7 protein-coding genes are annotated in these 13,373 nt (G+C 52.4%); 1 reads left to right on the top strand and 6 read right to left on the bottom strand.

Translation table 11 applies throughout. From position 1 onward, the window contains the following. Window positions 1–19 precede the first annotated feature (19 nt). The 3 genes from BLX24_RS20600 to BLX24_RS20610 form a co-directional block, all read right to left on the bottom strand. A complete protein-coding gene (locus BLX24_RS20600; protein ID WP_071505085.1) occupies window positions 20–1,258 on the bottom strand; it encodes a glycoside hydrolase family 88 protein in 1,239 nt (412 codons plus the stop codon). A gap of 181 nt (window positions 1,259–1,439) precedes the next feature. After that, the gene (locus tag BLX24_RS20605; RefSeq protein WP_083422086.1) at window positions 1,440–3,227 is read right to left on the bottom strand and encodes a RagB/SusD family nutrient uptake outer membrane protein; all 1,788 of its coding nucleotides are present in this window, start codon (window positions 3,225–3,227) and stop codon (window positions 1,440–1,442) included. Window positions 3,228–3,245: 18 nt separating this feature from the next. Continuing rightward, entirely contained in the window at window positions 3,246–6,575 is a 3,330-nt protein-coding gene (locus BLX24_RS20610; RefSeq protein WP_083422087.1) for a SusC/RagA family TonB-linked outer membrane protein, read from the bottom strand. Window positions 6,576–6,778: 203 nt separating this feature from the next. Between BLX24_RS20610 and BLX24_RS20615 the strand changes: the two genes are divergently transcribed. Beyond that, window positions 6,779–10,918 (top strand): hybrid sensor histidine kinase/response regulator transcription factor, encoded by a 4,140-nt coding sequence (locus tag BLX24_RS20615; protein WP_071505086.1) that lies wholly within the window; start codon window positions 6,779–6,781, stop codon window positions 10,916–10,918. Window positions 10,919–11,088: 170 nt separating this feature from the next. Here BLX24_RS20615 and BLX24_RS20620 read toward each other — a convergent pair whose 3' ends face one another. From BLX24_RS20620 to ybiA, 3 genes are all read right to left on the bottom strand, one after another. Continuing rightward, a complete protein-coding gene (locus BLX24_RS20620; RefSeq protein WP_071505087.1) occupies window positions 11,089–11,439 on the bottom strand; it encodes a hypothetical protein in 351 nt (116 codons plus the stop codon). A 412-nt stretch (window positions 11,440–11,851) separates the two neighbouring features. Continuing rightward, window positions 11,852–12,352, bottom strand: a complete 501-nt coding sequence (locus BLX24_RS20625; RefSeq protein ID WP_071505088.1) for a hypothetical protein — start codon at window positions 12,350–12,352, stop codon at window positions 11,852–11,854. A gap of 70 nt (window positions 12,353–12,422) precedes the next feature. Beyond that, window positions 12,423–12,971: a riboflavin biosynthesis intermediates N-glycosidase gene (gene ybiA / locus BLX24_RS20630; protein WP_071505102.1), complete on the bottom strand. Its 549-nt coding sequence runs from the start codon at window positions 12,969–12,971 to the stop codon at window positions 12,423–12,425. Between the last annotated feature and the right edge of the window lie 402 nt (window positions 12,972–13,373).

Consider the following 13,373-nt stretch of genomic DNA (forward strand, 5'->3'; position numbering starts at 1 on the left):
GCGAGAACCAAACCCCCAGTCAACTCTTCTTCAGATAATTCTGATACCGGTTCAGGGCTTCAACAAAGTAATAGTCGGCATAAACCAGCGGCACATCCTTTTCGACACCATGCGGAATACTGCCGACACAATGTTTGAGCAGGAAGTTGGCATTTTCGCCCGGATTCGCCCGGTAGCCGGGGCCCGCCAGCGAGTGTACCATCGTAATGGCCGCCTGCCGGTACCGGTCTCCGGCCTTCCCCAGGAAATCGCTCAGTTCGAATAATGCCGAGGCCGTAATGGCCGCCGCCGACGCATCCCGCAACGGAGCAGTTACCTCTTTCGTGTGCGACTTAACGCCCGGTTCATACCCTGCCTGCGCCACATTGAAATCCCAGAGCGGGATTTTGTCGGCCGGTAGTGTCGGGTTGTTGAGGTAGTAATCAGCCATTTTCCGGGCGGTCTCCAGGTATTTTTTATCCTTTGTTTCGCGATACATGACCGTGTAACCATAAATGCCCCATGCCTGCCCCCGCGACCAGGTCGAATTGTCGGCATAGCCCTGGGCGGTCTCGCGGCCGAGCACCTTGCCGGTTTCAGGATCATAACAAACCACATGATAACAACTGTAATCGCTGCGGATCTGATGTTTCAGCGCCGTATCGGCATGCCTGACAGCGATCTCCCGGAACGACGGGTCACCGGTGACTTTTGAGGCAAAAAACAGCAGCTCCAGGTTCATCATGTTGTCGATGATGACGGGAAAGGTATACGTCGGTTCGCCATGCCACGACACAAACCTGTTCCAGGATTTAATACTGCCGGTTTTCGGGCAGAAGCGCGTACTGAGCGACTTAGCCGACTGTACCAGGATGTCTTTGTAGGCCGGGTTATTGGTCAGCCGGTAGGCATTGCCGTAACTGCAATACATCATAAACCCAAGGTCGTGGTGCTCGGTGAATGTTTTCAGCGGCTCCAGCTTTTCGGTCCACTCGATAGCGGCTTTTTTCAGGTTTTCATCTTTGGTCGCTTCGTAGGTATACCACAACGTTCCCGGAAAGAAACCCGATGTCCAGTCATACATATTGGTCGACCGCAGGGAGCCGTCCGGCTTCGACGACCGGGGAAACGCCAGTCCGCCGGCTTCTTTCAGCATACGTTTCAGCATTTGATCAGCATGGGTCACATTTTCCTGAATAAACGTTTGTTCGGTTACCGGCGGGGTGGTTGCTATGCTCAAAAAAACGGCCACCGGCACACACATCAACAATGATCTCATGTAGGGATTGAACTAGATAATGGTTTAGCAAAAAAGTAAAACATAACGGACCCGACTACCGGAACACCGGCACCAGTATAGGGCATTCAGGCCTTTTCCGGACTTTTTTCAAAAAAAGGCTGGCAAGTAAGCCCCGCCAGCCTTTCCGTTACTTAACATCCTATGAGGAAGACGGTAATCCCTACCAACCCGGATTCTGGGTCAGTTTCGGATTCATTTCAATTTCGGTTTGCGGAATCGGCCAGGTAGTGATGTTATCTTTCCAGGTATACGGTACGACCACACTTCCCCAGATCTGGTTAATGCCGCTACCCGGGGCAAATACCTTTTCCTTTAACGTTCCCCAACGCAGTTCATCAAAATAGCTGATGCCTTCATTCACAAATTCAACCCGGCGCTCATTACGGATGCGCTCCCGCAGATCGCTCTGCCCTGATACCGTAGTAGCCGCCGAGGAGTTTAGTAACGCAATGCCTGCCCGCGCACGCACTTCGTTTACCAGCGCTACTGCTTCGGCGGTTTTACCTTGCTCATTCAACGCCTCGGCCCACATCAGCAGCACATCGGCATACCGGATCAGCGGAAAGTCAATTGGTCCGTACTGGCGGTTCAGCAGTTCCACCGACCCTTCGTAGACAAACTTACGGTGCAGGTAAAACAACTGACTCCGTGAATCGGTGAATAAGTCGAGCGTTGGCGGCGTTTCGCTGCGCGACGGCCACCGGTTGGTGTATACCTGATCGGCCCCGTTCTGCGGACGGCCCAGATACGTCGCATACGGCACAATGACGTTGGCCAGCAGGCGCGGGTCACGGTTCTGATAGGCTTTGGCAATCCGCTCTTCGTTGCCGGTGGGCAGATACAGGTTCATGTCCAGCCCTTTTGACCGGCCCGTACTGATCTCGGCTGCCGTCAGGTTGTTGCGGTAAAAGAATACTTCCCGTTTATCGACCGGCATGCTGCTGTATCCCGGAATAACGGCATCCCAGCTGAACTTGCTGCCATCCTTGTTCTCGTACAGGTCTACCACCTGATTCGATACGTAATAGTTATTCCAGCAGGAGCCAAACGAAGAACGGGTGCCGCAATACCACTGCGTGGTTGACCCGTAGGTGTCAATGCCGGTATTCTGGATCGAGAAAATCATTTCATCGCTCTGCTCGTTTGCCTCCTTGAAGAGCTTTGTATAGTCGGCAAACAGCTTGTAGCCCGCGTCTTTTACCTTCGCAAAATCGGCAGCTGCTTCGGCGTATTTTTTCTGGTACAGATATGCTTTACCGCGCAGGGCATAGGCCGCTCCTTTGGTAATACGCCCGTAACCCGTCGATTTGGCGGCGTATTTGGCCGGCAGGTTCGGCTCGTTGATGGCGTCGGTTAAATCCTTAACCACCACCTCCCATACGGCCGCTTCGGTCTCACGGGCACGGTTCATTTCCGTAACAGAAACCGGCTCCAGATACACCGGAACGCCCTTATATAACTGGTTCAGGCGCAGGTAGAAGTAGGCCCGCAGGAATTTACACTCCGCAATAAGCCGCGCCTTTTTATCGGCCGCCGACGGCGATTTGGTGGTGATGTTGGCAATGGCATCGTTGGCCCGGTGTACCCCTTCGTACAGCTCCCGCCAGGTATTGCTGTAGCGGCCGCCGGATGTGTTGGATGTACCGTTGATCAGGTCGTTACCGCCCCGTGTATAGGACGTAAACCCGAGACCATCCATCTGGTACAATTCCCGTTCCGACGGACCGCCGGTCTGGGTACCCAGCCGCAGGGCATTGTAAACACCCGACACCCCGAGGTCGGTCAGGTTATCGCTGTTCCACATGTTTCCGGAACTGATAGACCCGTAGGGAGTCGTATCCAGCAGATCGTTCCGGCAGCTGCCCAGGCTAATGGCGGCCAGTAAGCAGACCGCCGTTTTTCTGATAGCCGAAGTATTCAGTCTAACTATGTATTGTTGCAAAGTCATGGTTCGTCGTCTGTTCGGTTAAAAAGTCACGTTGATACCGGCGGCGTACTGTTTCATGGTCGGATAGCCTAAGCCCGAGCCGACTTCCGGGTCAAGCCCAGGGAAGCGGGTAATGGTCAGCACATTTTCACCCGAGAAGAACACCCGTGCCCGGCTCATGCCGATCCGGTTTGTCAGCCCCGACGGGATCGTATAGCCGACCTGAATGTTTTTCAGCTTGATATACGACGCATCGTATAGCCAGAATGAGCTGGAAATGTTGGTCTGGTTATCCGTACCGTTTTTCAGGCGGGGAAACGAGGCGTTGACGTTATTGGCCGGATCGGTTGGGTTGCCTTCGTTATAGTAGTAGTGGTCGTCGGCGATGCGGGTCCCGATGGAGTTCGTCAGTGTGGTACGGGTGTTGTTTACCCCTGCCTGATTGTAGAGGTACTGCATCCCCAGGGCACCGGCCCATAGCATCGAGAAATCGAATCCTTTCCAGTTGGCACTCAGGTTCAGGCCAACGATGTAGCGCGGTGTTGAACTGACATTGGTAAAACGTTTGTCGAAGTTATTGCCGTAGGTTCCGTCGCCGTTCAGGTCGGCATAGATCAGATCACCGTAGTACAGCTGCCCCTTGCCAACGGTGCCTACCGGCTGGAATTTGTAGCCGGCGGCCAGCATCGCCCGCACCCAGGCCAGGTCTTCCGGTGTCCGGATCATCCCGTCTTTCGGCCCGCCGTTGATATTAACCGTTCCGTCGGAGTTGGAATAGGTTCCATTCCCCCGGTATACATCCAGCAGGTAATACTCATTGATCATGTGCCCTTGCAGAATCCGCGTATCGCCGCCACTCGACACCTGACCGATGTTGGAGCTATACACTTTATTGCCGCTGGCGTCGGTCGTGTAGCCTTCTGCCAGCGTCCCGCGGTAGTTGGTGACCCGGTTGATGTTATACGCCACGTTGCCGCTGACCGAGAAATCGACCTGACCGATTTTTTCGCGCCAGCCGAGTGTCAGTTCAATCCCCTTGTTCAGGACCGCTGCCGTGTTCTGGGTCGGTGCGGCTTTCGTACCGGAGGTCAGGTAAATCGGCGGCGTGGTCAGGATACCGTCGGTCAGTTTATGGTACAGGTCGATTTCGACGTTCATGCGGTTTTTAAACAACGCTCCTTCCAGACCGATGTCGGTTACCGCCGTTGATTCCCAGCGCAGGAGCGGGTTGGCATATTTAGCCTGTACCAGCCCGGTTACCGCAATGTTGTTGAACGAATACGGCACCTTGCTGTAGGTAGCCTGGTAGTCGTAGTCGCCGGAGGCGTTGTTACCCAGCATACCCCACGATGCCCGCAGTTTCAGGTTCTGGACCTTATCGGCCAGGTTGCGCATGAAGGCTTCTTCCGAAATCCGCCAGCCTGCCGAGAACGACGGGAATACCCCCCACCGGCTCTCCGACGCAAACCGCGACGAACCATCGTACCGCAGGTTGGCTTCCACCAGGTATTTCGACTGGAACGCATAGTTTACGCGCCCGAAAACCGACCGCATTGCCCGGTCATATTCCTGACCACCGGCCGTGTTCGACGTTTCCCCGGCCGACCCCAGCGTCGTTGTGCTGTAGTCGATCAGCCCGAGTTTAGATGCACTGAAGTCGTAATAGCGGAAATAGAACTGGTTATAACCCACCAGCGCCCCGAAATCGTGGTCACGCCCGAAGGTCGTGTTGTAGCGCAGGACATTATCGAGCGTCAGCAGGTAATCGCGGTTGAAACCATAACTGGTCCGCAACTGATCGGTCGGTGTCAGCTGTACCTTCTGGGTATTCGTCGAGAAGTCCCAGCGTTCGCCCGGCCCCGGCAACGCAAACGAGTTCGATTCATTAAACCGCGTCTGGTAGTTTACCTTTGGCTCAAGCGTCAGGCCTTTGGCCAGTGTCAGCACACCATACAAGGTTGTATTGAAACGCGATGTACGGTCGAGGCCGCCGGTGCCGTCGAGATACCCCAGAATGTTGTTTACTGTAGTGGGTTCCTCAACCGCCGCCGGGAAACCATACTTACCCTGATAGTACGGATAAATGCCGGGGTTGGTCTGCCACAGATAGGTAAACGCGTTATCGGTATTGGCTTTGCCTGCCGACTGCGTCGAGGCAAACGTCTGCGTCCCCAGCGTCAGGAATTTATTGATTTTCGACTCAATGTTAGCCCGTAGCTGGTACCGTCTGATACCGGTATTCTGCATTACCCCACGGTTATCGAGGTAGCCCAGCGATACGTTATACAACGCTTTGTCGCTGCCGCCGTTGACGGAAATGTTGTGGTTCTGTACCACCTCATTGCGGAAGACCCACTTTGCCCAGTCGGTATTCGGGTAGGCTACGTAGTTCGGAAAACCGCTGGCGGCAATGCCGTTCGGGTCCTTCTGCGCGGCCTCCCACAGCGAAATCGTGTTGGCCGAATAGGTTTCAGCTACGCCGACGTTCCGGTTGCTTTCGTTGAACAACCGCATGTAACGCACATAGTCCGACACAAAATCGGGCAGGTTACTCGGGCGTGCCGACGATATCAGGCCTGTATACGTAACGGTTGTTTTTTTCGGAGAGCCCTTTTTGGTTGTAATCAGGATGACCCCGTTGGCGGCCAGAGACCCGTAGATTGACGCCGAAGCGGCATCTTTCAGGATCGAAATGCTTTCAATATCGTTCGGGTTAACGGCATCCATCGACCCCTGTACGCCATCGATGATCACGAGCGCGTCGCTGTTGTTGAGCGTACCCGTTCCCCGGATACGGATCGTTGCCCCGTCGGAACCCGGCTTGCCGGAGCCTTGCCGCACAAACACCCCGGGCGCCAGCCCTGCCAGCGACGACGATACGTTGGTGACTGGCCGGGCTTCAATATTTTTGGCGGTAACGGTAGCGACCGACCCGGTCAGGTTCACTTTTTTCTGCGTCCCGTAGCCCACCACAACGACCTCGCTGAGCGACTGGGCATCGGGAGCCATCGTAATGTTCAGCGCGGTCTGGTCGCCGAGGACGATCTCCTGCCGGACATACCCGATAAATGAAAAGACAAGGGTCGTTCCCTTATCAGCGGAGATTTTATAGTTGCCGCCGGCATCTGATGTGGTTCCGCGCGCAGTACCTTTTATCTGGATACTGACGCCCGGCAAGCCCTTCCCGTTTTCATCGGTAATGACACCGGAAACGGTTGTTTCGGCCGTGGCTTTAGCGACCAGCACGGTTTTCTGTTTCGGAGGCGCGGCTGCCAGCAGGTCCTGGAAACCGCAAACACCTACCACCGGAATCAGCAGCCCGAGCGACAGGCAATGCTGATAAAATGGGGTTCGTACAATTTGTTTCATGCGTCTCAGTTGGTTTTCGTCAAGTATGCGCTGCTGGTTTTTTTCTGCTGGCCGAACGCAGAACTTCTCCGGCAGGTTTACGGCAAAATTGACGGAACGACGCAGAAACAAGGGGGTAAAATCGTACCGGAATAGGGTTGTTTTTGTATTTTCTTTAACTTTAATCGGCTTTTCTTGTCTTAATTCAGGGTTTTCCCGCTCTTATGCTCAACGTTTCACATAATTGGATCAGGCTAACAAGTTTTTGGCTTGTAATAAGTCTGGCCGGTCTGGCCGGCCGTGCGGGGTACGCACAAAAAGCTGCGTTTGAGCACCTGACAGCGGAAAATGGTCTGTCGCAGAACTCGGTGCTGTCTATCGCCCAGGACTATCGGGGCTTCATGTGGTTTGGCACCCGCCTCGGGCTGAACCGCTTTGATGGCTTTGCCTTCAAAAACTACCGGACTATTCCCGGCGACACGACTTCGCTGACCGGTAACTACATCCTCTGCCTGTTGTCTGACCGGCACAAAAAGCTCTGGATCGGCACCCAGAACGGGCTGAACCGATATAATCCGCTGACGGATTCATTTACCCGTATCGTGGCACGTGACCAGCCGGGTAGCCTCGCCGGTAATGTCATTAGTTGTCTGTCCGAAGATCGCAGCGGACGGCTGTGGATCGGTACGACAAACGGGCTTCACTGCCTGGAAGATCCGGAGCACATGCGATTTCAGGTATTCACGACCGCCAGCGGGTTGCCCGATAACAACATCCGGTCCATTTTTCAGGACCATACCGGCACCATCTGGATCGGTACGACCAAAGGGTTGGCTCAAATGACCCGGACAGGCGGCAAGATCACCGTCCGTACGTTCAGGCACGACAACGCCGTCCGTGAGAGCCTGGCCGATAATTACATTACGGCCATTACCGGCGATAACCGGCACACCCTGTGGATAGGCACCATCAGCGGCGGGCTTCACCGGTACAATCCCGATAACCAGACGTTTACCCGCTTCACCCATTCCGTTAGTGAGCCAGACGGACTGGTTCACAATAACATCCGGCAGATGCTGCCCGATTCCCGTGGCCGCCTCTGGATTGGCACCCAGGAAGGACTAAGCCTTTTTGACCCCGGCAAAGCGAGTTTCGACAATTACCAGCATGATGCGCTCAATAAGAAAAGCCTGAACAAAAACTCGGTCTACAGCATTTTTGAGGACAATCAGGGCTCCGTCTGGGTTGGTACCTATTATGGCGGGGTCAATGTTTCGTACGCGCATCATACCGATTTTACTACCATTCAGAATACCAGTAAGCCGGGTGCGCTCAGCGATGATGTGGTCAGTTCGTTTGTCGAAGACCGGCACACCAAAGGCCCCGTCCGAAACCTCTGGATTGGCACCGAAGGGGGTGGCCTGAATTACCTTGACCGGCAGACCGGCCGGTTTACGGCTTACAAACACAACCCGTCACAACCGGCATCACTGGGCTCTAATCTGATCAAAACCGTTTATCAGGACCGACACGGAAATGTGTGGGCCGGTACGCACGGCGGGGGGCTCAACCGGCTCGCTCCCGGCGCCCATACTTTTGAGCACTTTCTGTTGAATCAAAACGATCCGCAAACGCCAAACGCAGAAGTGTTGTCGCTGCTCGAAGACAGTCAGGGCTTATTTCTGGTAGGCACCAATCAGGGGCTGCTTGCGTTCCGGCAGGCGGTGCCTCCCCTTTTACCTGTTCAGCTCATGCCCGATCAGGAGCAGACCATTGGCCGGTCAAGCGTTAAGGTGCTGATTGAAAGCCGGAACCGGACAATCTGGATCGGCTCCTCGTGGGGTGTTTTCCAGATCGGCCCTGACCGGAAAACCGTACAGAAAATCAGGGGCTCTGTGCTGGAACATGTTAATGTAAACGCCCTGAAAGAAGACCGGCACGGCCGGCTCTGGATCGGCACTTCGCATGAGGGTATTTTTCTGTATGACCCGGTTCGTCAGACCACCAAAGGCTATACCACACGCGACGGGTTGCCTAACAACGATATTGCGGCGATTCAGGAAGATAACCGGGGGCGGATCTGGATCAGCACCGGCAACGGTTTGTCACGCTTCGACCCCACGCACGAAACCTTTATCAACTACACCACCAGCGACGGGCTGGCGGGCAATGACTTCAACTACAATGCCTCGCTGAAAACAGCAGCCGGAGAACTGTTTTTCGGCGGGTATCAGGGCATCACCGCATTCAATCCGGAACGCCTGAGCATTTTCCGGCAGGCCTCTCCGGTAGTTATTACCGGCCTGCGGCTGTTCAATACGCCGGTGCTGGCCAACGACCGGCATACGCTCCTTGATCAGGACATCAGCCTGACGCGGCAGCTGACGTTCCGGCATGATCAGAACGTCTTTACGATTGATTTTGCGCTGCTGAATTTTATCAAGCCCAATAAAAACAAGTACGCGTATAAACTGGATGGTTTCGACAACGACTGGCGACAGGCAACGATTCCCTCTGCCACCTACACAAACCTCCCGGCCGGTCAGTACACCTTCCGGGTAAAGGGAGCCAACAACGACGGCCTGTGGAGTGCCCCGATTCAGCTGCAAATCGAGGTATTGCCTCCATTCTGGAAAACGTGGTGGGCTTATCTCATCTATACGCTGGTCATTGCCGGTATCATCGCCCTGATTATCCGGTTTTTCGTCCTGCGTGCCCTGCTGAAACGCGACCACGAGCTGAACCAGATCAAACTGAACTTTTTCACCAATGTATCACACGAGATCCGGACGCACCTTACGCTCATTGCCGGCCCTATCGAACGCATCATGCTCGCCCGTAAAGAAGACCCGCTGGTGCAGCAACAACTCGGCTATGTGCAGCATGACGCCGACCGCTTACTCAAACTGGTCAACGAACTGATGGACTTCCGGAAAGCCGAAACCAATCACCTGAAGCTCCATATCACAAAATTTGATCTGGTCCCTTTCCTGACCGACATTTATGCCTTTTTCAGAGAAGTTTCCCTGTCCAAAAACATTAATACCACCTTTTGCTGCGACCACGAATCAATCATAGTTTATGCCGATCGCGAGCAGCTGGAAAAGGTTTTTTTCAACCTGCTGTCAAACGCATATAAGTTTACACCGGACAACGGGAGCATCGACCTGGCGATAAAAGCCGGTCACGACCGGATTTCGGTTCAGATTACAGACAATGGTCGCGGGATTGCTCCTGAATTTCTGGATAAGCTGTTCGACAACTTCTTTCAGGTCGATGATCACGGCATCCAGAATACGGGGTACGGCATCGGGCTGGCCCTGGCGAAAACCATCGTGGAGCTCCACAGCGGACAGCTTTCTGTCGAAAGTCAACTGGCAGCAGACCCTCACCAGAACCGTACCTGTTTTACGGTGTTGCTCAAAACCGGAATGGCCCATTTTTCCGGTCAGTTTCCGGTTCAGTCCGATGACCGGCCTTCGCCGGATTTCGCTCTCATGCAGGAGCATGTAGTAACTAATGGCCTGCCTGATCAACCGGAAGCCATTGATTTCGAGCCACTTTTACCGGACACAGACTCAGGTCCTTTCCCGCCGAAGCAATACACCATCTTATATATTGAAGACAACCCGTCTGTCCGCGCGTTTGTGGCCGATGCGCTTGCCCCCACCTATCAGGTTATACAAGCCGGCAACGGACAGCGTGGCTGGGAAACGGCCATCGAACTGATTCCCGATCTGATTATCAGCGATGTGATGATGCCGGAAATGGATGGGTTTACGCTCTGCAACAAGCTGAAGGCCGATGAACGCACCAGCCACATTCCGGTAATTCTGTTGACCGCAAAAAGCGCCGTAGCGAATCAGGTAAACGGACTGGCCATGGGCGCCGATGTGTATCTGACCAAGCCGTTCAGCCTGCAGGTGCTGGGCCTGCACGTCCGCAACCTGCTGGCTACCCGCGAAAAAATGCGGCAACGCTACAGCCGCGAGATCACGCTGCAACCACAGGAAATTCAGGTCAGCACCGTCGACGAACAGTTTCTGAAAAAAGCCATGCACGCCATCGAGCAAAACCTCGACAATCCTGCCTTTGACGTAGATATGCTGGCCAACGAAGTGGGCATGAGCCGGACCGTGCTTTACAAAAAAGTAAAGGCTCTGACGGATATGTCGGTCAATGATTTTGTCAAATCCGTACGACTCCAGAAAGCCACTCAGTTGCTCCGGCAGAAACAGCTGACCATCTACGAAGTTGCCTATGCCGTCGGCTTCAGTGACCGGAAATATTTCAGCAAAGAGTTTAAAAAGCAGTACGGAATGACACCGAGTGACTATATCCATCCGGAAGAATCATCAACGTAGTGCAGAAGTTACTTGCTGAGGGTAGTTTACATTACGCCCAATGGGGATTGATGGATGTGGGTGCGACATCCCTGAACATACGGAGCGTTAACATTTACCCCTGTTTGGTTGGGCAGCCCACTTTCCTGCAAGACATGCTGCATGTCGACCGAGAAACGGCATACATAAAATCAAAATTCTGATTGGCAAGGTAATTCAATAGGGGTTAGTAGCCAGGAAAGTCCATCGTCGCGTTGTTTAACGTGCCAGATAGTTACGCCCATTGTAAATTCTGGTGTTCTCATTCCTTTAAACATAAAGGGAGGTATCCACATGAGTTCTACTTCTCCATCGCCGTCCCAACCCGCTTCTAAAAACGTTCCTTTCACTACGGCAATATATTCACCGGCATTGTCGATGCATTCTTTGGGGTCAATTGTAAAATTAAGGTTGTCAATCCACTCATACATTATTACTTCAAAAGCCTGTAATTTGTCGGGTGAGTAGGTGATTATACGCTTTTTGTCTCTTTGCCAATTCACAATACAAAAGGTTAATAATATCAAGATTGGATAACTGAGGCATTTGTCTGGTTATGCATAACCCTAAAACGAAAGCCTAAACCTGACCAATCGGAGCGTTTTCGCTGTAGCAGACTAGTCCGATATGGAAAACCTAAAGCGACCAAAAAGGACGATTCCCGTGTCCAAAAGAGCGGAAATGGACGCTTAAAAGCTCGCCGTCTGAGTCGTGGCCCGCGTCGGCCGGCCGCCGAAATACATCCCCATCTTAGGCCTGACCACCGACCATGAGGGTTAATATATATAAATTGGCAAATAACAGAAGATAACAAACGTAATAACAATCTTTACATTCTCAATGGGTTGGGCTATAAACCCTCTCCCTCCGGGAGGTGCTCCCTTTCGACGGAAAGCTGCCCAGGTTGAGCATAGACTATCGATTATCCTTCAATAAAACCTCTTGAACTACATAATTAACCAGCCAGGCTTCTAAATCCGACTCGCCGGGTTTCCAGCCAATTTTCCGGAAGCCAACCCCAACCTTATAAGCAAAAGCTGAACTCCAAAATGGTTTGAAAACTTGCCTTCTCTCATCACCGTCAACAAAGACTTCAGGGATTGAGATACGTAAAGCCATTGCTTCTCCGCTGCCACCGCCCACTAAAATGTCTCCGGTCTTACCGTCAAAATCCTTTTCGCTGGATGGGATATCCTCTAATAATTCGTAGATGGCAATCGTTCGGGTTGGCGAACCGTAAACAAAATCATCATCTGCCGGACATTCAATGGTATGTATAAGTCGATGCTTATACTGGTCAATTGCTGCCATTTGAAAGTGAATAAGATCAAAATTATTCAGGCGTTTCCGCTGTCGCACGCCAAATGGCTGATGGATAAGTGAACAAGTCAACATAACAGAGATATCATCAACCATTACACCCTTATTTGGTTTAACTTACTTCGGGACGTGCTCCCTGTCGCCGGAAAACTCCCCTCGACCCCTACTAGCCTTTCAGTATGTCGCGCACTTCCATTAACGCAAAACCTAACAGATTTAAGCCGTTCCAACGCCTGGGGTTTTCAGCCTTCTCGCTGTCAGCCGCCAAGCCAATTCCCCAAATCCTGTCTACCGGGCTGGCTTCGACCAATACTCGTTCTTTAGTGTTAAGCAGAAAATCCTTCAGATCTGGATGCTGACTAAACTTCTGTACACTCCCTTCAACTACGATGGCAAATCGTTTGGCATTCCAGGTAGCCTCATCGAAATTCTGAACTTGTCTACCAAGCGTTTTGGCTTCTGCGGGCGATTTAGCAAGGATAATTTTGTCATAAATTTCTTTGTCGCCGAATAGCAAGGCTTTTTGAGCCATCATCCAATGTTCAGCCGTATTATACCTCACCTGATTAACAACAAATGGCGAAGTCCACCACTGGCTAAAACAAGATGCGGTCAAATCACCACTTTTGCTTTTTTGATGGCCCCAGAAAAAAAGGTATTTTACTCGTTTCCCCCTTTCGAAATCCTGAATAAGCCGCTCTAAACTGTAAGTCATGTTAATAATTTTCGTGTCAAAGAATTTACCTTGTACCATTTATCTTCTCAACGAGGTCGTTTCTAGTGCCGACCGCAACGGACCAATGAGCACAACCGTCCTGTTATTTATCGCCTGTCTTATAAGGTCCACAGGCATACTTTGTTGTCTGGCGCAACCAACGCCCTTAAGGGCCAGGATAAACCCAATACTTACTTAATAATCAATATTCTTTATTGCCTTCCCCCTCATTGAGGATAGTATATCCTAATCTCCTACGTCAGCCAATCTCTGACTGGCAACTAATTTACAAACTTTCATCTCACGCAGCAGCGTTCAGAGCTAAATCGCTACGGCTAACCGGTAATCCCGACTATGCAGAAGCTATTAATTGCTAATTCAAGTTGCGTGATATAGAGTTTT

Origin of the sequence: Arsenicibacter rosenii (assembly GCF_001870735.1) — a bacterium.
Classification (GTDB): Bacteria; Bacteroidota; Bacteroidia; order Cytophagales; family Spirosomataceae; genus Arsenicibacter; species Arsenicibacter rosenii.